Origin of the sequence: Rariglobus hedericola, from assembly GCF_007559335.1 — a bacterium.
GTDB classification, from domain to species: domain Bacteria; phylum Verrucomicrobiota; class Verrucomicrobiia; order Opitutales; family Opitutaceae; genus Rariglobus; species Rariglobus hedericola.
In genome coordinates this window covers 23003-41536 of record NZ_VMBG01000005.1, presented here as the reverse complement: position 1 = coordinate 41536, position 18534 = coordinate 23003, and the positions used below count along the sequence as shown (strand labels likewise).

Below are 18534 nucleotides of genomic sequence, written 5' to 3'. Positions count from 1 at the left end.
CGATACTCCAAACGCTTAAATGACAACCCTCGCTTTGCTAACTCAAGTGTCGCAGTGGTGGGATGAACTCAACCTCGCGCGGCAGGTGTTCTACGGATTCGGCATCATCGCTGGTGTCGTGGCCGTGATTCTCGCCGTTCTGTCGATGATCGGTTTTGACCATCACGACAGCATAGATGCCATCGGCGACGCCGATACCGGTGATGGCGGCGGCATCTTCTCCATAAAACCGCTGACGGGTTTCTTTCTCGGCTTCGGCTGGGCCGGCGGTCTTGCACTCGACAACGGCCTGGGGCTCTTCGCCGCGACGGTCATCGCGATTGTTTCCGGCGGCATCCTCATGGGAATCATCGTCGCGATGTTCCGCGCCATTCAAAGCATGCGTAGCGATGGAACCGTGCGAATCGACGATGCGCTCAACGCCACCGGCACCGTTTACATCACGCTCCCTCCGTCCAAGGGCTCCGGCGGCCAGGTCGTCGTGAGCTTTCACGGACGTCAGGAAACTTTTGCCGCGCTCAACGTCACAGACCGGGCAATTCCGAGTGGCGAGCGCGTAAAGGTCATCCAGATCGTCGACCCGCGCACCGTGCTGGTCGAGCCGCTCTAAGGCACTCGCGACCCGTATCCGTCTTTCTCGTTTCCGCTTCGTTTCACTTTCCAGTCCAACTCCAACTCGTCCCTTCAATGATCGAAATTATCGCCATTTCCCTCGCCGTTCTCTTCGTGATGATCGTCGGCCTGACGCTCCTCTCGCGTTATCGCATGTGCCCTCCCGACAAGATCCTCGTGGTCTACGGTAAGGTCGCCAGCGGCCTTTCCTCCAAGTGCTACCACGGCGGAGCCACCTTCGTGATGCCCGTCCTGCAGAGCTACCAATACCTGGATCTTACGCCCATCACGCTCGACATCGAGCTGCGCGGCGCGCTCTCCAGCCAGAACATCCGTATCGATGCTCCGGCCTCTTTCACCATCGGTATTTCCACCGATCCTGAGGTCATGCAAAACGCCGCCACGCGCCTGCTTGGTCGTTCGCTCGACGAGGTCCAGCAGCTCGCCGCCGAAATCATCATGGGCCAGATGCGCGTTGTGTTTGCCTCGATGACCATCGAGGAAATCAACAACGACCGCGAAAAGCTCATCGCCGCGATCACCAAGGGCGTCGAAGTCGAGCTCCACAAGGTCGGTCTTCGCATGATCAACGGCAACATCCGCGACATCAAAGACCAGTCCGGTTACATCGACGCGCTCGGCAAGGAATCCGCCGCCCGCGCGATCAACGATGCGCACATCAAGGTCGCCCAGGAAAATCAGCGCGGCTCCATCGGTCGTGCCGAAGCTGAGCGTGATCAGGCCATCCGCGTGGCCACCGCCCAGGCCGAAGCCAAACGCGGTCAGAACACCGCGCAATCCGTGATCGCGAAGTCCGATGCCGACCTGGCCTTCGACCAAGCCGAGGCGAAACGCCGCACTGAAGCCGCCCAACAGGTCGCCTCGGCCCGCGTCCTCCAAGAAGGCTACAAAGCCCAGCAGGAAGCCGAACTCGCCCGTGCCGACCGCGACAAGGCCGCCCAGCAGGCCGACCAGATCGTGAAGGCCGAGGTGGACAAACAGCGCGTGCGCATCGACGCCGAGGCCAAGGCCGCCCAGTCCGAGATTCTCCAGAAGGGTCAGTCCGCCGCTTACATCATTCAAAAGGATGCCGAAGCCGAGGGCGTGAAACGCGTTGCCGAAGGCGAAGCCGCTGGTATCCGCGCGAAGCTCTCCGCCGAGGCCTCCGGTATCCAAGCCAAACTTACGGCCGAAGCCGAGGGCACGCGCGCGTTGCTCGACGCGAAAGCGCAGGGCTTTGAAAAGCTCCTCCGCGTCGCCGACGACACGGCTGGTGCCACGCAGCTCCTCATCGCCGAAAATATCGTGCGCATCGCCGAGATCCAAGCGGGCGCGATCCGGGGCCTCACGTTCGAAAAGGTCATCGTCATGGGCGGCGGCGCGGGTGGTGGCGGTGCGTCCGCCGGCCCTGGCCAGTTCGTGCAGGACCTCTACAAAGGCGTGCTGCCGATCAACGAACTCGCGAAGAGCGTGGGTCTGAACCTGCCGTCGTTCCTTGGCACGGATGCGAAGCCCGCTCCGGCTGCTCCTGCGACGGACAAGGCGCCGGACGCCTCTTAAGCGGATGCTATAAAAAAGCCGGAGTTCCGTGATTCACGGGCTCCGGCCTTTTTTGTGCCAATTAAGATTTACTGCACGCCGCCCTGATGGGCCTCGGGGTTCTTGAGCTGGTCTTTCCAGCTGAGAATCTTGGCCTGCGCGCCGTATTTCTCGGCGGTGGCCTTGTCGCCTTTTTCCATCCAGATGCGTGACAGCGTGGTGTTGATGAACAGATCGTCGCTGCGCACGGCGTGGGCTTTTTCGGCGGCGTGCAGCGCGTCGTCAAAACGGCGCAGGCTGAAATGGATTTCCGCCAGCGCGTGCCAGGCTTCGAAGGATGCGGGCGCGGCTTCGGTGGCGCGGGCGAGTTTGGCCAAGGCCGCGTCGGTGTCACCCATCGTGTAATCAAACGTGGCGTCTTCGATCAGAGTCTGGAGTTCGGCGTCGGTCATGGGATCGGAAGGAGGGTCTCGCGAAGGATGGAAAGGAGGCGAAGGTTCGGAAAAGAAAGGCCGTGTAGCGGTTTCTTACTTCGCGGCCTTCGTGTCCTTCGCGAGACAAATAAAAAAGCCGGCCGTGATTGCGGCCGGCTCAACAGTGGCTGAAACGAGACTCAGGCCTTCGGGGCGCTGCCGACGATGGCGAGGGTGAGTTTGATCTCGTTGGAGACCTTGTCCTCGTTCTCGCCGGGTTTGATTCCGTAGTCGCCGCGGTTGATGGTGAATTCGCCGCGCACGACCAGCAGGTCGCCGCCCATCTCGGGCTTGCCGATGCGCTTGCCGAACTGGCCGGCGAGGTAGGTGAGTTTGACCGGCACGGTGATTTCCTTGGTCACTCCCTTAAGCGTAAATTTGCCCGTGGCGTCGGCGGTCGTGGTGGTGCCGGTGGTCTTTGCGTTGTCGAGTTTCACCAGTTCGAAGGTGATTTCGGGGCTGCCCTTGGCGTCGATCCAACCGTCGCTAAGGAGGTGGCCGGTCATGGTCGAGTTGGAGACCTTGAGCGACGCGGCTTCGATCACGATCTTGCCGGTGGTGGCCGCAGGAGCTTCGGGGTCGAAGCTCACGGTGCCGGTGACTCCGCTGGCGGTGCCGGAGATCGGCTCGAGCAGGGAATCGAGGTGAAACTGGACGGCGTTGACGCCTTTCGGATCCTTGAAATCGAAGGAAGTCGGGGCGGCGGTGAGGGACGTGGCGAGGGCGAGCGAGGCGAGGAGCAGGGTGGGTTTCATAATAGGAAGATTAACTGCGGCCGGCGGGTTTTTTACGCCGGATGAAAGTGATCGCGAAGAGGACGAGACAGAGGAAAAGCGCCGGGCCGAAGAGTTCCACGCCGGGCATAAAATGATCCTTATATGTCACAAACTCGATGCCGGTGACCTCGTCGATCTGCTTCATGGGAATCTGGGTCTTGGTCCAGCCGAGGTTCCAACCCGCGGCAGCCCAGAAAGCGAAGGAGAACATCGCAAAAAATCCCGCCAGCATGCGCAGGAGAATACGCCAGGCCGCGATGCCGGCAGGGGCGGAGTTGGATTCGGTGGCCGGAGCGGGTGTGGTCATGCGAATTCCGCTGAGGCAATCCGTTGCCGGTAAAAGAGCAAGTGAGCGGATGATTTACAGAATCAGCATCGCGTCGCCGTAGCTGAAGAACCGGTATTCGCGGGCGATGGCCTCGGCGTAGATTTCCTTGAACCAGGCGATGCCCTCGGTCGAACCGGGAGTAAGAAACGCCGAGATGAGGCAGAGTAACGTGGAGCGGGGCTGGTGAAAGTTGGTGATCAGCGCATCCACTCCGGCGAAGGTGCGCGGCGGATAAATGAAAATGCCGGCCTCGGCGAAATGCGGGTGATCGAGCGCCGAGGAATGCTTCGAGAGAAAGTCCTCGACCGAGCGCACGGTTGTAGTGCCCACGGCGATACGACGGCCGCTCGCGGTGCGCGTGGCGGGGAAAAGCGCGCGCTGGGTGGCGACGGGGAGTTCGTAGAGTTCGCGGTGGATGGCGTGATCCTCGACGGTGGCGGCGTCGATGGGTTTGAAGGTGCCGAGGCCCACGTGGAGCGTGACCTCGGCGGCGTCGACGCCTTGCGAGGCGAGGGTGGCGAGCAACTCGGGCGTGAAATGGAGTCCGGCGGTGGGCGCGGCGACGGCGACCTGGCGGCCACGGTCGGCGTAAACGGTTTGGTAGCGCTCGATGTCACGCGGACGATCGGCGGTCGGATCGGCGCGCTCGATGTAAGGCGGGAGGGGGACGTCGCCGAGGCGGTTGGCCACATCGACGATGGACTGACCGGCGGGCGTGGTGAAGCGGATGAGCGCGGCGCCCTCGGGATCTTTGGCGAGGATTTTACCCGAAAAGTCGTCGCCGTGGGCAAACGTCGCATCGACAGGAAGTTTTTTCCCGGGGCGGACGAGGCACCACCAGACGTTGTCGCCATGCGTGGTATCGGGACGGAGCAGAAGGCACTCGATCACGCCACCGGTGGGGCGTTTGGCATGAAGGCGGGCGGGGAGAACCGCGGCGTTGTTGCGAAAGAGGGTGTCTCCGGCGCGGAGAAACTGCGGCAGATCGGCAAACGTGTGGTGCGAGACGGTGCGACTGGCGCGATTGACGACCATCAGGCGCGAGGCGTCGCGGCGCGCGGCAGGTGTTTGCGCGACGAGGTGGGGAGGCAGGGTATAATCGAAGAGGTCGGTCGAGAGCGGCACGGGAGGGAAAATGAGGCTTGCGATTGCAATCAGGGCGAGTTTCTTCCGTTCCTTCTCTGCAAGGCCGATGTAGCTCAGTGGTAGAGCAGCGGTATCGTAAACCGCAGGTCGTCGGTTCGATCCCGACCATCGGCTCCAGTGTTTGAGAGGTAAAACGGGGCGTAGTCCCCGAACCCTCCAAAGTGCCAAACGTGACAAAGTGGACAGAAGTTCAGTCCACTTTTGGTGCACCGCGCTAAACTAGGGCGGGGGAAGATCCGCGGCCGTCGTGCCGTGCGCGTGGTTCCTATCGAGCCGGCGCTCTTGTCTTGGCTAAAATGCTCAAGGGACCGACACCTGCCCTTGATCAATACGTCTTCAGATTCACGGAAGATCCGCGAGGTGGTCGAGTGGCAAGAGGACATTTGCCGCCACAGTTGGATTTCCTATCGCCTGGCAATGATCGGGGACGAGGTGCGCGTTGCCAAGGAGGCTGGAAATTCGCCGGATGTTATATATCGGCACTATTTCCAGTTAGTGATGAAAATCGATTCTCTAAAATTATTCTCTATTTGGAAGTGCACGGCTGATTTTTGACTTGAAATCACCTGACTCAATTTGGGGTAAAAAGATTATAATTAATATATTTGAGGATTTCGATCAATTCTTTCTGCGCCTTGCAGTAGTCGATCACAAGATATTAGCGATACATCGTTGTTGTTTTTGAATTCAGCTTTTTTTTCTAAATCTCGTGCATCTAGCAATGAGCGCCGGCTCATTATTATGTCGAAGGTGAAGTATAATGCAATTTGTGGGTGGTGGATCTCGATACCTGCGGAGCATGTTAACGCGTCATCCACATTGTGCTTTCGGATTAAATCCTTTTCGTTTGCGTATCTTTTTAGGTCTCGTAGCAACTGAGGGCGGTTCTTTGTTATATATGTTTTCCAGCTGTTTACTTGTTCTAGTGCTTTGTTGGCGCGCTGAGAAAGACTGCCGTTTTGATTAAAGAAGGGAGATTTTGGAGGCTCAATCTCGATGAATTTGATTTCAAATGCTCCACTAAAAGGAGCTATCACAACAAAGTCGGAAATGAAGTCGTTGCCTAATGGGAATTGTGCGATAATTCGGGTTGGATTCCCTATATATCGCAATGATTCCAGTAGCACATACGGGTTGATTACTAGGAACTCGCAAAGGGCTCTTTCACCATCGTTATTATCCAGCACTGCTAATAGTTCTTTGGTTTTTAAGTTACTTTGTTGCATTCGTTGTTGCCTGAATTGTGGGCTTCAAGCGCCGCGCGCGCTTTGGTGAACTCTTCTAATCTCTGGGCAGTGTAGTCTTCTTCTTTAATTGTTCTAATTAGAGGCTTACTGTATCCAGTGGATATATGGTTCAGTGTTCGTTCGATTTTTTCAAGAACAGTATGTATTTCATGCATTCCATTTTTAGTAATCGTAATGCGGTCCCTGTATGGGGTTGCATCTAATATAATGGGATTCGTGTGTTGCTTACCCCAAACATCAGTAAAAGACATGCTGCCGGTCCAAATTAGCTCTGGGTAGGCCTCTTCTACTCGCTCCCAAAAACCAACTAATGCATCGACGGATCCCGATGCAGGTAATGATTGAATTCCTTTTTCTATAAAATGAATTGGGACCTCGCGTTTAGTGGCAGGAAATTCTCCTTTTCCCCCGAAAACCGATTTGAGGTTCTGATCTAAACTAATTTTTATATTTGTTGCGGGAGTCTGGCCTGTATTTGCGAGTTTAATAAAAAGGGAGAACTGTTCGATTGTTACAGTCCAAGTCAGGTTCGCACGTAGGCGCGAGCGTTCCATGGTCAATGCCGAAGCGATCTGACGATTTGCGAGCACAACTAATGCGATAGTTGCCGCAACGTAAACCAAAGTCAAAAGTGCCATTACAGCGCCGGCGTTGTCGTTTAACCATTCAATCATAATTTTGGGGTTTTAAACTGAGGTTTTCTCAATTCGTTGGGTTAATCCAAAGGGGTCGGGCCGTTACTTGTTACATTGCCGGCACGCTTTGTCATAATATGAAAATAAGTGCCTTATGCTGACTGGCCGAAAAACCGTTTGCATGACAAAAGGCAATGCCGGCTCTTTGCAAAACTCAATAACGTTTTGGCAAAGTTAAAGATAGGAAGTCGCTGTCCGCGACGGCATCTTCAATTATCAGCGATGTGGTCGTTGGACAGGCCGCCTTGGAGTTTCTGGCGGAGCTTGATCGATTCAATGTCGGCGCGGACGTCTTCGGTGAAGAGCGCGAGGCGTTGGTGGACGTTGAGGGTTTCCAGGAGCTTTTGCTTGAGACGCGGGTTTTCGCAGAAACTGAACGCCGCCAGATCGACGAAGATCTCGGGGTCGTGAACGGATTTTAGAAAACGGCTGAGCTCGCTGGAGGCTTCTCCGCTGAGGCGCTGACGCGTGGAGAGCAGGCGGGAGAGGCGGGCGCGGAGCTTCAGGTTTTCCTCTTCGTCGGCACCGGCTTCACTGCTGAGCGCACGGATGCTCACGGTGCGGTAGGGTTCTTCGCGGATGATATTTTCGATGCGCACGCGGACCAGGCCTTGGAGGAGGAGATTGGACGTGCCGTCTTTGTTTTCCTGACAGGCGCGGACAATGCCCATGGTTGCGATGCGGTGGGGCGACTCGAAGTCGTCGGGCTTGCGCGGGTTGAGTCCGCCGACGGCGAAGAGACGGTTGGCGGCGAGAACGTCTCCGAGCATCTCTCGGTAACGCGGTTCGAAGATGTGCAACGGGAGCAACGCTTGCGGGAAAAACGCGAGGTTGGGCAGCGTCATCATCGGCACTTCGTCGGGCACCACGATTTCCATTTCCATGGGGAAGAACGTGGGGACGAGTGAGGGGAAATCAACTCTCCGAGGCAGACTCGGAGGTTTAAACTACAGACACCGAGTCGGAGTTTTGGACAGGATGGGATCGGGGATAAAAACAGGATGGTTCGGAGGTTCGATATCCTGATCCTATCCTGTTAATCCTGTCTCAACTCAGCCTGCGGCGGGTTTGCGGCGGCGGTGGGCGAGGCGGTCGAAGGCGAGATAGACCACGGGTGTGGTGAACAGGGTGAGCATCTGACTGAGGATGAGGCCGCCGACGATCGCGTAGCCGAGCGGTTGGCGGAGTTCGGAGCCGTCGCCGTGGCCGAGGGCCAAGGGGATGCCGCCGATCATCGCGGCGAGCGTGGTCATCATGATCGGACGGAAACGTTTCAAGCACGCTTCGTAGATCGCGTCGTGCGGCGACATCTTGCGTTCGCGTTCGGCTTCGATGGCGAAGTCGATCATCATGATGGCGTTCTTTTTCACGATGCCGATGAGCAGAAGAATGCCGATGATGGCGATGACGCCGAGGTCGTGGCCAAAGGCCCACAAGGTGAGCAAGGCACCGAGTCCGGCGGAGGGAAGCGTCGAGAGGATCGTGAGCGGGTGGATGTAGCTCTCGTAGAGCATGCCGAGGATGATGTAGATCGCGACGATGGCGGCGAGGATCAGGAGCGGTTGCGATTTGAGCGAATCCTGGAAGGCCTGCGCCGAACCTTGGAAACTGCCGGTGAGCGTGGCGGGCGAGCCGAGGTCGTTGCTGGCGCGTTCGATGGCGGTGACGGCCTCGCCGAGGGCCACGTTGGGCGCGAGGTTGAAGGAGATCGTGACCGAAGGATATTGGCCGAGGTGATTTATCGAGAGCGGCTTGGTGGCGCGCGGGTCCACTTTCACGAGGGAGGAGAGCGGGACTTGTCCGCCGGTGAGCGGCGAGGTGAGGAACAACCGCGAGAAGGTCGAGGTGTCGGCCTGCTGCTCGGGCGGAACCTCGATGATGACCTTGTATTGGCTGACCTGCGTGTAGAACTGAGTGATCTGGCGTTGGCCGAATGCGTTGTAGAGTGCTTGGTTGATGGCGGAGGCGGGGATGCCGAAACGAGAGGCGGCCTGGCGGTCGATCTCGACGGTGAGCGCGGGCGCGTTGGATTCCTGGTCGGAGGTGACGTCGCGTAACTGCGGGAGCTCGGCGAGGCGGGCTTGGATGCGTGGAGCCCAGTCGTTGAGGATGTCGGAGCTGACGTCGCGCAACGTGTATTGATACTGAGTCTTCGAGGAAAGTCCGCCGATGCGCAGGTCTTGGCGCGACTGCGGGAAGAAGGCGATGCCGGGGATGGCGTTAATCTTTTGGCGGAGGCGCGTCATCACGGTGTTGACGGGATCGCGTTGTCCGCGGGGCTTGAGGTTGATGAAAGCGCGGCCGGTGTTGGCGCTGCCGCCGCCGCGTCCGAGGAAAGCTTGGAACGCCTCGACGGAGGGATCGGCCTGGATGATGGCGACAACCTGTTCCATGCGACCGTTCATGGCGGTGAAGGAAATGTCGGGGGCGGCCTCGATGGTGGACGTGATGAAGCCGGTGTCCTGCTCGGGGAAAAAGCCCTTGGGCATCTTGATGAAGACGGCGGCGGTGAGGGCAAACGTGAGGAGAAGCGAAACGAGGGTGGTGCGTTGGTGGGCGAGCACAAAACGCACGCCGCGGGCGTAGATTGATTCCATGCCGGTGAGCGTGCCCTCGAGGAAGCGGTCGAGACGGGCGCGGAGGGTGTTGCCCTTGGGCGGATGATGCGGTCGCAAGTAAAGCGAGCTGAGCATCGGGATGAACGTGAGCGACACGAAGGCCGAGATGAGCACGGCGATGGTGACGGTGACGGCGAATTCGCGGAAGAGGCGGCCGATGATGCCGCCCATCAGTAATACCGGAATGAATACAGCGACGAGCGAGAGCGTGATGGAGAGAATCGTGAAGCCGATCTCCTTGGCGCCCTTCAGCGCGGCGTCCATGGGCTTCATGCCATCCTCGATGTGGCGGTAGATGTTTTCGAGCATCACGATGGCGTCGTCGATGACGAAGCCGACCGTGATGGTGAGGGCCATCAGCGAGAGATTGTTCAGGCTGTAGCCGAGCGCATACATCACGGCGAACGTCGAAACGATCGAGATGGGCACGACGACGCTGGAGATGAGGGTGGCGCGCAGATCGCGGAGGAATGCGAACACGACCACGGTGACCAGAATCATCGTAAGCACGAGGTGCAGCTCAACCTCGGCGACGGAGGCTCGAATGGTGCCGGTGCGGTCGATGAGGACCTCGACCTTCAGGGCGGGCGGGACGGAGTCCTGGAGTGCGGGAATGAGTGCGCGGATGCGTTCGACGGTCTCGATGACGTTGGCGTTACTCTGCTTGAAAATGATGAGACCGACGCCGCGTTTGCCCTGGAGCCAGGCGGCGGAGCGGACGTTCTCGGGGCCGTCGATGGCGCGGCCGATGTCGCGGACGCGGATGGGAGCGCCGTTGCGATAGGCGATGACGAGGTCGTTGTAAGGCGCGGCGGTGACGAGCTGGTCGTTGGCGTAGATGGCGAGACTCTGACGGTCGCCGTCGAGGTTGCCCTTGGGGGAATTGATGGTGGCGCTGGCGATGACGCCGCGCACGTCTTCCATGCTGAGGCCGAGGGAGGCGAGGCGGGCGGGGTCAACCTGGACGCGGACGGCGGGCTTCAGCTGGCCGGCGACGGTGACCTGGGAAATGCCGGGGAGTTGGGAAAGCTGTTGGGCGACGACGTTGTTGGCGTAGTCGCTGACCTCGGTGAGCGGGAGCACGTCGGAACGCACGCTCAGGATCATGATGGGGGCGTCGGCGGGGTTGACCTTGCGGTAGGTCGGGGGTGAGGGGAGATCCTCGGGAAGTTGTCCGCCGGCGGCGTTGATGGCTGACTGGACCTCCTGCGCGGCGGAGTTGATCGCGATATCGAGGTCGAACTGGAGCGTGATCGACGTGGAGCCGAGCGTGCTGGTGGACGACATCTGGGTGATGCCGGCGATCTGGGCCAACTGGTTCTCAAGGGGCGTGGCGACGGACGAAGCCATCGTCTCGGGGCTGGCTCCGGGGAGATTGGCGGAAATCTGGATCGTCGGGAACTCGACCTGCGGGAGCGGTGCGACCGGGAGGAGCGGGAACGCGATGAGGCCGATGATGAAGAGACCGATCGTGAGCAGCGTGGTGGCGATCGGCCGACGGATGAACGGAGTCGAGAGGCTCATTTCGCGGCGGCAGGGGTGTTGGCTGAACCGGACGCGGCGGAGGCGGGCGCGGGGGTGGGTTTGGCGAGTTCAACTCGGGAACCGGGTTCGAGTTTATTCTGACCTTCGCGCACGACGCGGTCACCTGCGGCGAGGCCGGACTGGACCACGGTGATACCATTAACGGACGGGCCGAGTTTCAGGTTGCGCGGTTCCACGGTGGAATCGGCTTTGACGACGTAGGCGAAGGGACCATCGAGACCCGGTTGCACGGCTTCGGTCGGGATGTTGAGGGCTTGCGGCAGAGTTTGCACGAGGACGCGGGCGTTGACGAACTGGCCGGGCCAGAGGGTTTGGTCGTCGTTGGGGAAAACCGCCTTCAAGCGGAGGGTGCCGGTGCTGGTATCGATCTGGTTGTCGATGAGTTCCAGTTTGCCGCTGGCGAGGGTGCGGCCGGCGTCATCGAGGGCTTCGACGGGCAGGGCGTTGTTCGCACCGGCGGCGGTGATGCCGCGGCGGATATCGAGGAAGTATTGTTGGGGCAGGGTGAAGAGCACCGAGATGGGCTTCGTTTGTGTGATGACGACGAGGCCGTTGTTCTGGCTGGCGGTGACGAGGTTGCCGGCGTCGAGGAGACGGACGCCGGTGTGGCCGCCGATGGGAGCGCGGACGGTGGTGAAATCGAGGTTGAGCTTGGCGTTGTCCACGGCGGCTTGCGCGGCCTGCACGAGCGCGGCGGACTGCGCACGGGTGGCTTCGCGCTGATCGAGGAGCTGGCGGCTCTCGGTGTTGGTGGCGACGAGACCCTTGATGCGCTCGTATTCGCGAAGATCGTTGGCGTTTTGCGCTTCGCTTTGGGCCAACTGGGCGAGGGCTTGGGCGAGGGCGGCTTTGTAAGGACGGGAGTCGATTTGGGCGAGGATGTCGCCGACCTTGATCTCCTGGCCTTCGGTAAACTGGATCGATTCGAGCTCGCCGCTCACGCGAGGGCGGACGGTCACGGTGTTGTTGGCCTGCACATTACCAATTCCGTTTAACCAGATGGGCACGTCGCGCGTGGTCGCCTCGGTGATCTCCACGCTGATCGCACGGGGGGCGGCGGCGGGTTTTTTCTGGCCGCAGGCGGATAGCAAAATCACGCCACCTAGGGCGGTCGCGAGCATCGCGACGGAACGGAGACTATTCTTCATAAAGTGGAAAAAAAGGGGGCGAATACATGCGGTTCAGGTCCAGTCAAAAACCTCAACGTAGCCCACTGTGAGGCAAAATGATTGGGCGAACAGAGATACGCGTGCGCCAGCTGTGTCAAACGCGAGGCGGGGTTGTTCCTTAATTGTCCCAAAGTGTGACAGCGTGGCGCGTTTTTGGTGCATTAGGCGTGAATCGAATAGGGCGCTAATGTTTTTTAAGATGCTAATTAACAATTGATAGCAGATTAGGCGATCTGCAGTGCACGTTGGCTGCTAGGTAACTCCTAACTATGAGCCGAATTATTGGTATCGATCTTGGAACAACTAACTCCTGTATGTCCGTGATGGAAGGCGGCGAGCCCGTCGTCATTCCTAACGCTGAAGGCGCACGCACGACCCCGTCGGTCGTCGCTTTCACCAAAACCGGTGAGCGCATCGTCGGTCAGGCCGCCAAACGCCAGGCCGTCACCAACCCGCGCAACACCATCTTCTCCGCCAAACGTCTGATCGGTCGTAAATTCACCGAGGTCAGCGAAGAGGCCAAGAATCTCCCTTACAAAGTCGTGGCCGGCAAAAACGGCGACGCCTTCATCGAGGTGCAGTCCGGTGACAAAACCGAGCAGTTCGCCCCCCAGCAGATCGCCGCGTTCGTCCTCGGCAAGCTGAAGGCCGACGCCGAAGCTTACCTCGGCGACAAGGTCACCCAGGCCGTCATCACGGTCCCCGCTTATTTCAACGACGCGCAGCGTCAGGCCACCAAGGACGCCGGCAAGATCGCCGGTCTCGAAGTCCTCCGTATCATCAACGAGCCCACGGCCGCCTCGCTCGCCTACGGTCTCGACAAAAAGAAAGACGAGAAGATCGCCGTGTTCGACTTGGGCGGCGGCACCTTCGACGTGTCCGTCCTCGAAATCGGTGACGGCGTGTTCGAGGTGAAAGCCACCAACGGCGACACCCACCTCGGCGGCGACAACTGGGACGAGACCCTCATTAACTGGCTCGTTGACTCCTTCAAGGCCGAGCAGGGCATCGACCTCCGCAAGGACCCGATGGCTCTCCAGCGCCTCAAGGAAGAAGCCGAGAAGGCCAAGATCGCCCTCTCCTCGACACAGTCCGTCGATATCAATCTCCCGTTCATCACTGCTGACGCCTCCGGTCCGAAGCACATGAATGTCACGCTCACCCGCGCCAAGATGGAGCAGGTCTGCGACAGCCTCTTCGAGCGCACGCTCAAGCCGTTCCAAAACTGCTTGAAAGACGCCGACCTCACCTCTTCGCAAATCGACGAACTCGTTCTCGTCGGCGGCATGACCCGTATGCCGAAGGTTGTCGAAATCGCCAACAAGCTCGCCGGCAAGGCCGCCCACCAGGGCGTGAACCCCGACGAAGTGGTCGCCATCGGCGCAGCCATTCAGGGCGGCGTGCTCAAGGGTGACGTCAAAGACGTCCTCCTCCTCGACGTGTCTCCGCTCACCCTCGGCATCATGACCGCCGGTGAAGTTTCCACGCCGATGATCGCCCGCAACACCACCATCCCGACCAAGAAGTCGCAGGTGTTCTCCACTTACGCGGACAACCAGCCCGGCGTCGAAATCGTCGTCCTCCAAGGCGAGCGTTCGATGGCCCGCGACAACAAGAACCTCGGCACCTTCAAGCTCGACGGCATCCCGCCCGCCGCCCGTGGCACCCCGCAGATCGAGGTCACCTTCGACATTGACGCGAACGGCATTCTCCACGTCTCCGCCAAAGACCTCGGCACCGGCAAGGAACAGAAGATCACCATCCAAGGTTCTTCCGGTCTTTCCAAGGAAGAGGTCGAGAAGATGACCAAGGACGCCGAGCTCCACGCCGCCGAAGACTCCAAGCGCAAGGAAGGCGTCGAGACACGCAACCAGCTCGACAGCTCCATCTACGGCCTCGAGAAAACCCTCAAGGAAAGCGGTGACAAGCTCCCCGCCGACGTGAAGGGCAAGATCGAGACTGCGCTTGCCGATGCGAAGAAGGACCTCGAGTCCAACGACACCGACAAGATGAAGGCCGCCATGGAAAACCTCCAGAAGGTCGGTTCCGAACTCTACGCCGCCGCGCAGGCTGCCGGAGCCGGTGCTGCTCCTGAAGGCGCCGCCCCCGAGGGCGATGCCGGTTCTTCCTCCAAGAAATCCGAGAAGAAGGCCGACGTTGTCGATGCCGACTTCGAAGTCGTGGACGAAGACAAGTCCGACAAGAAGTAACCCTTCTTTTTCACTTTCGCCAGCCCGCCGGCCTTCGTGCCAACGGGCTGGCGTCGTTAAAAAACGAATACACAACTCCCCAAACCAAACCCAAATCTAAATCCAAATGGCCAAAGCTAAATTCAAGCCCCTCGGCGATCGCATTCTTTTGAAGCCGCTCGAGGACACCAAAGAACAAGTTCGTGGTGGCATCATCATCCCGGACTCCGCCAAGGAAAAGCCGCAGGAGGCTGAAGTCATTGCTCTCGGCACCGGCAAGAAGGACGAAAACGGCAAGTCCGTTCCCTTCGAGGTCAAGGTCGGCGACAAGGTCCTCATCTCCAAATACGGCGGCAGCGAAGTGAAGATCGACGACGTGAAACACACGATCGTTCGCGAAGACGACATCCTCGGCGTCATCGCCTGAGTCGTTCACTCCTCTTAAACTTAATCTCTAAACTTAATCTCTTATAATGGCTGCTAAACAACTCCTGTTCGACGAGGCTGCTCGTCAGAAGATCCTCCGCGGCGTCGAGCTCCTCGCCCGCGCTGTCAAAGTCACCCTCGGTCCCAAGGGCCGCAATGTCGTCATCGACAAGAAATTCGGCTCCCCCGCCGTCACCAAGGACGGCGTCACCGTCGCCAAGGAAATCGAGCTCGCCGATCCCTACGAGAACATCGGTGCCCAGCTGGTGAAGGAAGTCGCTTCCAAGACCAACGATGCTGCCGGCGACGGCACCACCACGGCCACCGTGCTCGCCGAAGCCATCTACAAGGAAGGCCTCAAGCACGTCACCGCCGGTGCCAACCCGATCTACCTCAAGCGCGGTATCGACAAGGCTGTTGAAGCCGCCGTCACCGAGCTCGCCCGCATTTCCAAGAAGGTGAACGACACCGAGGAAATCCGCCAGGTCGCCACCGTGTCCGCCAACTGGGACACCGAGATTGGTAACAAGATCGCCGAAGCCATGGCTGCTGTCGGCAAGGACGGCACCGTCACCGTCGAAGAGGCCAAGTCCATCGAGACCACCCTCGACGTCGTCGAAGGCATGCAGTTCGACAAGGGCTACCTCTCGCCCTACTTCGCGACCAACTCCGACACCCAGGAAGCCATTCTCGAAGACGCCTACGTCCTCATCCACGAGAAGAAGATCTCCAACCTCCAGGAGTTTCTCCCGATCCTTCAGGCCACCGCCAAGACCGGCAAGCCCCTCCTCATCATCGCCGAAGACGTCGAAGGTGAAGCCCTCGCCGCCCTCGTCGTTAACAAGATCCGCGGCACCCTCAACGTCGTCGCCGTCAAAGCCCCTGGCTTCGGTGATCGCCGCAAGGCCATCCTCGAAGACATCGCCGTCCTCACCGGCGGCCGCCTCCTCACCGAGGACCTCGGCATCAAGCTCGAGAACGTCACCATCGCCGACCTCGGCAAGTCCGGCCGCATCGTCGTCGCCAAGGAAAACACCACGATCATCAAGGGTTCGGGCAAGTCGTCCGACATCCAGGCCCGCGTGAAACAGATCCGCCGCCAGATCGAAGAAACCACCAGCGACTACGACAAGGAGAAGCTCCAGGAGCGTCTCGCCAAGCTCGCCGGCGGTATCGCCGTCATCAACGTCGGTGCCACCACCGAGTCCGAGATGAAGGAAAAGAAGCAGCGCGTCGAAGACGCCCTCCACGCCACCCGCGCGGCCGTTGCTGAAGGTATCGTGTCCGGCGGTGGTGTCGCTCTCCTGCGCACCTCCAAGGCCATCGATTCCGCCATCGCGTCCCTCGAAGGTGACGAGAAGCTCGGCGCCCAGATCATCCGCCGTGCCGTCGAAGCCCCGCTCAAGCAGCTCTGCTTCAACGCCGGTGTCGAAGGCGCCGTCGTCGTCCAGCAGGTCCTCGCGAGCAAGGGTGCCAACGGCTACAACGTTGCGACCGGTGCTTATGAAGACCTCGTGAAGGCCGGCGTGGTTGACCCGACGAAGGTTTCCCGCATCGCGCTGCAGAACGCCGCGTCCATCGCCGGCCTTCTCCTCACCACCGAGTGCATCATCACCGATGCCCCGGACAAGAGCCCCGCTCCGGCCATGCCCCAGGGCGGCCACGGCGGCGGTATGGACTACTAATCGGTCCATCCCAGTCCGACCCGCGTATCCGCGAGTCAACTCCCAGACCGGCGCTCCTCACGGGGCGCCGGTTTTTTGTTTTCAGATTTCGGCTTCTCATTCGAGCCCGTGCGGTATTCCGTGAAGCCAGCATGGAGGTTATCTTTCTCGGCACCGGCACTTCCCAAGGCGTTCCCATGATCGCCTGTGATTGCGCCGTCTGCACCTCGACTGATCCGCGCGATTCCCGCTACCGAGCTTCCATTCACGTCGTCATGGACGGCCTGCACATCCAAGTGGACGCCTCGCCCGAGTTCCGCCTCCAGTGCCTGCGCGCCCAGATCAACTGGATCGACCTCTTCATTCTCACGCACGGCCACGCCGACCACATTTCCGGCATGGATGACCTGCGCCGTTACTGCGATCTCCTCGGCGGCGTCGCGCTGCCGGTTTACACGACTGACGAAGGTATGAGCCGCGTCCTCTCGATGTTTCCCTACGCGATCGCCGAGCGCCCGGTTTCCAAAGGCTACGCAGCCTTCAAACTCATCGACATGCCACGACGCATCGAGCTGCCGCAAGGCGTGATCGAATCGACACTCCTTCCGCATGGCGGAGTGAATACGCTCGGCCTCACGTTCACGGAGAAAAGCAGCGGCAAAAAATTCACCTACTACACCGACTGCAAACGCGTCCCGCGCGAGGCCGTCGAGCAGGCGAGGGGATCCGACATCGTGGTGCTGGACGGATTGCGTCCGCTCTCGCATCCGACGCACATGAGCATCGATGAGGCGCTGGCTGCGGCCGTGGAAATCGGCGCATCGCAGACCTACCTCACGCACATCACGCACTTGACCGGCCACGCGGAGTGGGAAGCTAAACTGCCCGTTGGCGTAAAGTTCGCGCACGACGGACTTCGTTTAAGCCTTTGAGCTTCTCGGCGAAAGCCGTCGGTTATTACGGCGGTTAACTGCATTCCGGAGTGGATCGGTTCATCGGGTCAGATCTGTCCGTAATCTGATGAGGAGCCGCCTTACATTCAGGCCTAGATGAATGTTAAACTCACTAAAATGTGATTTTTATTATAATGTAAAATATTTAATATAAATATCTTATGTGTTTAAAATAGTTACTTTATCAGTTTACCAATGATTTGGCTTGAATTCAAACCCTACTGAATCACTGTGGTTTGAATTAGCCACGCATGAAGCTGTCCAAAAAAGGTGAATACGCCCTCCGGGCCCTGATCGATCTCGGCATCGCGGCCGAAGTCGGTCGGCCGCTCGTGCAGGTGTCGGAACTCGCCGAAAAGGAGCAGATTCCGGTCAAGTTTCTTGAGCAGATCATGCAGCTCTTGAAGGAAGAGGGTTTTGTTGAGAGCCGCCGTGGCAAGTTCGGCGGTTACCGCCTCGCCCGTGCGTCCGCCAAAATCACGGTCGGCAGCGTGGTGAGGGTGATCGATGGTCCGCTCGCACCGATCGGTTGCGTGAGTCACACGGCTTACGAGAAGTGTAGTTGTCCCGACGAGGTGCACTGCGGACTGCGCATGTTGATGCTCGATGTCCGCAATGCCATCGCCGGCATTCTCGACCGTTACTCGCTCGCCGATGTGGTCGAGGTGACGCTCCGCAAAATGCGCCGCGATGAAGTGCCTCTTCCGTTTTCCGATTCGCTGGTTCCCGGCCGCGCCGCCCGCCGCATCACGTTTCGTTCCCCTGTTCGTTCCGATCTCCAGCCCGTCGAGGGCCTCCTTTCGAATCTCTTTCCCGATTACAGCATTTAATCCGTCCTCATCATGAGCACCACGGCCAGCACCAAATCCCTTTCTTTTTCGTCCTCCGATATCACGTCACCCGCCTGGGTCGACATCGTCCGCCAGAAGGTCGAGTCGCTTCGTTATGGCGTCGTCCAGATCGTCGTTCACGACGGCAAGGTCACCCAGATCGAGCGCACCGAGAAGACCCGCATCGCCGGTCAACGGGACGGCGCCGAATAATTTTCCACTTTCGCCCGTCGGACAGCCCGAGGCGCAAACACACAGCACACACCAACAGCACGCAGTTGAACGGGTATCCCACCAGTCCTCTGGAGTCATCCCGACTAATCC

17 protein-coding genes and 1 tRNA gene are annotated in these 18534 nt (G+C 59.4%); 9 read left to right on the top strand and 9 right to left on the bottom strand.

What is annotated here, in order from left to right; genetic code table 11:
- Positions 1–19 precede the first annotated feature (19 nt).
- Both FPL22_RS17460 and FPL22_RS17455 read left to right on the top strand, forming a co-directional pair.
- Entirely contained in the window at positions 20–610 is a 591-nt protein-coding gene (locus FPL22_RS17460) for a hypothetical protein (protein WP_144354328.1), read from the top strand.
- 77 nt (positions 611–687) lie between these two features.
- Entirely contained in the window at positions 688–2172 is a 1485-nt protein-coding gene (locus FPL22_RS17455; RefSeq protein ID WP_144354327.1) for a flotillin family protein, read from the top strand.
- A 68-nt stretch (positions 2173–2240) separates the two neighbouring features.
- Here the strand turns inward: FPL22_RS17455 and FPL22_RS17450 are convergent, their stop codons facing one another.
- From FPL22_RS17450 to queA, 4 genes are all read right to left on the bottom strand, one after another.
- Positions 2241–2603, bottom strand: a complete 363-nt coding sequence (locus tag FPL22_RS17450) for a tetratricopeptide repeat protein (RefSeq protein ID WP_144354326.1) — start codon at positions 2601–2603, stop codon at positions 2241–2243.
- Between the two features lie 161 nt (positions 2604–2764).
- Positions 2765–3379 carry a YceI family protein gene (locus tag FPL22_RS17445; RefSeq protein WP_144354325.1) on the bottom strand — a complete coding sequence of 205 codons (615 nt, stop codon included), beginning with the start codon at positions 3377–3379 and terminating at the stop codon, positions 2765–2767.
- 10 nt (positions 3380–3389) lie between these two features.
- Positions 3390–3707, bottom strand: a complete 318-nt coding sequence (locus tag FPL22_RS17440) for a hypothetical protein (RefSeq protein ID WP_144354324.1) — start codon at positions 3705–3707, stop codon at positions 3390–3392.
- Between the two features lie 54 nt (positions 3708–3761).
- Entirely contained in the window at positions 3762–4853 is a 1092-nt protein-coding gene (gene queA / locus FPL22_RS17435) for a tRNA preQ1(34) S-adenosylmethionine ribosyltransferase-isomerase QueA (protein ID WP_144354323.1), read from the bottom strand.
- Positions 4854–4916: 63 nt separating this feature from the next.
- Between queA and FPL22_RS17430 the strand changes: the two genes are divergently transcribed.
- Positions 4917–4991, top strand: a tRNA-Thr gene (locus FPL22_RS17430).
- Between the two features lie 479 nt (positions 4992–5470).
- Here FPL22_RS17430 and FPL22_RS17425 read toward each other — a convergent pair.
- The 5 genes from FPL22_RS17425 to FPL22_RS17405 all read right to left on the bottom strand — a co-directional run bounded on the left by FPL22_RS17425 (position 5471) and on the right by FPL22_RS17405 (position 12127).
- Complete coding sequence (locus FPL22_RS17425; RefSeq protein WP_144354322.1) at positions 5471–6100, bottom strand: Shedu anti-phage system protein SduA domain-containing protein; 630 nt, start codon at positions 6098–6100, stop codon at positions 5471–5473.
- Positions 6082–6795 (bottom strand): hypothetical protein, encoded by a 714-nt coding sequence (locus FPL22_RS17420; RefSeq protein ID WP_144354321.1) that lies wholly within the window; start codon positions 6793–6795, stop codon positions 6082–6084. The genes FPL22_RS17425 and FPL22_RS17420 overlap by 19 nt, the downstream gene beginning before the upstream one ends.
- A 230-nt stretch (positions 6796–7025) precedes the next feature.
- Positions 7026–7700 carry an LON peptidase substrate-binding domain-containing protein gene (locus tag FPL22_RS17415; protein WP_144354320.1) on the bottom strand — a complete coding sequence of 225 codons (675 nt, stop codon included), beginning with the start codon at positions 7698–7700 and terminating at the stop codon, positions 7026–7028.
- Between the two features lie 168 nt (positions 7701–7868).
- Positions 7869–10958: an efflux RND transporter permease subunit gene (locus FPL22_RS17410; protein WP_144354319.1), complete on the bottom strand. Its 3090-nt coding sequence runs from the start codon at positions 10956–10958 to the stop codon at positions 7869–7871.
- Complete coding sequence (locus tag FPL22_RS17405; protein ID WP_144354318.1) at positions 10955–12127, bottom strand: efflux RND transporter periplasmic adaptor subunit; 1173 nt, start codon at positions 12125–12127, stop codon at positions 10955–10957. Before FPL22_RS17405 ends, FPL22_RS17410 begins: the two co-directional genes overlap by 4 nt.
- Positions 12128–12417: 290 nt before the next feature.
- Between FPL22_RS17405 and dnaK the strand changes: the two genes are divergently transcribed.
- From dnaK to FPL22_RS17375, 6 genes are all read left to right on the top strand, one after another.
- Positions 12418–14358, top strand: coding sequence for a molecular chaperone DnaK (dnaK, locus tag FPL22_RS17400; RefSeq protein WP_144354317.1), 1941 nt, complete (start codon positions 12418–12420; stop codon positions 14356–14358).
- Between the two features lie 106 nt (positions 14359–14464).
- Positions 14465–14764 carry a co-chaperone GroES gene (locus tag FPL22_RS17395; RefSeq protein ID WP_144354316.1) on the top strand — a complete coding sequence of 100 codons (300 nt, stop codon included), beginning with the start codon at positions 14465–14467 and terminating at the stop codon, positions 14762–14764.
- A 46-nt stretch (positions 14765–14810) separates the two neighbouring features.
- A complete protein-coding gene (groL, locus tag FPL22_RS17390) occupies positions 14811–16448 on the top strand; it encodes a chaperonin GroEL (RefSeq protein ID WP_144354315.1) in 1638 nt (545 codons plus the stop codon).
- A 131-nt stretch (positions 16449–16579) separates the two neighbouring features.
- Positions 16580–17359, top strand: a complete 780-nt coding sequence (locus FPL22_RS17385; protein WP_144354314.1) for an MBL fold metallo-hydrolase — start codon at positions 16580–16582, stop codon at positions 17357–17359.
- A gap of 272 nt (positions 17360–17631) precedes the next feature.
- Entirely contained in the window at positions 17632–18210 is a 579-nt protein-coding gene (locus FPL22_RS17380) for an RrF2 family transcriptional regulator (protein ID WP_144354313.1), read from the top strand.
- A gap of 12 nt (positions 18211–18222) precedes the next feature.
- Positions 18223–18423 carry a YezD family protein gene (locus FPL22_RS17375; protein ID WP_144354312.1) on the top strand — a complete coding sequence of 67 codons (201 nt, stop codon included), beginning with the start codon at positions 18223–18225 and terminating at the stop codon, positions 18421–18423.
- Positions 18424–18534 lie beyond the last annotated feature (111 nt).

Excerpts from the sequence above, each read along its gene's own strand:
- FPL22_RS17375 (WP_144354312.1), top strand. The coding sequence starts at position 18,223 with ATGAGCACCACGGCCAGCACCAAATCCCTTTCTTTTTCGTCCTCCGAT.
- FPL22_RS17405 (WP_144354318.1), bottom strand. The coding sequence starts at position 12,127 with ATGAAGAATAGTCTCCGTTCCGTCGCGATGCTCGCGACCGCCCTAGGT.
- groL (WP_144354315.1), top strand. The coding sequence starts at position 14,811 with ATGGCTGCTAAACAACTCCTGTTCGACGAGGCTGCTCGTCAGAAGATC.
- dnaK (WP_144354317.1), top strand. The coding sequence starts at position 12,418 with ATGAGCCGAATTATTGGTATCGATCTTGGAACAACTAACTCCTGTATG.
- FPL22_RS17420 (WP_144354321.1), bottom strand. The coding sequence starts at position 6,795 with ATGATTGAATGGTTAAACGACAACGCCGGCGCTGTAATGGCACTTTTG.
- FPL22_RS17380 (WP_144354313.1), top strand. The coding sequence starts at position 17,632 with ATGAAGCTGTCCAAAAAAGGTGAATACGCCCTCCGGGCCCTGATCGAT.
- FPL22_RS17385 (WP_144354314.1), top strand. The coding sequence starts at position 16,580 with ATGGAGGTTATCTTTCTCGGCACCGGCACTTCCCAAGGCGTTCCCATG.
- FPL22_RS17415 (WP_144354320.1), bottom strand. The coding sequence starts at position 7,700 with ATGGAAATGGAAATCGTGGTGCCCGACGAAGTGCCGATGATGACGCTG.
- FPL22_RS17460 (WP_144354328.1), top strand. The coding sequence starts at position 20 with ATGACAACCCTCGCTTTGCTAACTCAAGTGTCGCAGTGGTGGGATGAA.
- FPL22_RS17445 (WP_144354325.1), bottom strand. The coding sequence starts at position 3,379 with ATGAAACCCACCCTGCTCCTCGCCTCGCTCGCCCTCGCCACGTCCCTC.
- FPL22_RS17410 (WP_144354319.1), bottom strand. The coding sequence starts at position 10,958 with ATGAGCCTCTCGACTCCGTTCATCCGTCGGCCGATCGCCACCACGCTG.
- FPL22_RS17440 (WP_144354324.1), bottom strand. The coding sequence starts at position 3,707 with ATGACCACACCCGCTCCGGCCACCGAATCCAACTCCGCCCCTGCCGGC.
- FPL22_RS17395 (WP_144354316.1), top strand. The coding sequence starts at position 14,465 with ATGGCCAAAGCTAAATTCAAGCCCCTCGGCGATCGCATTCTTTTGAAG.
- FPL22_RS17450 (WP_144354326.1), bottom strand. The coding sequence starts at position 2,603 with ATGACCGACGCCGAACTCCAGACTCTGATCGAAGACGCCACGTTTGAT.
- FPL22_RS17455 (WP_144354327.1), top strand. The coding sequence starts at position 688 with ATGATCGAAATTATCGCCATTTCCCTCGCCGTTCTCTTCGTGATGATC.
- FPL22_RS17425 (WP_144354322.1), bottom strand. The coding sequence starts at position 6,100 with ATGCAACAAAGTAACTTAAAAACCAAAGAACTATTAGCAGTGCTGGAT.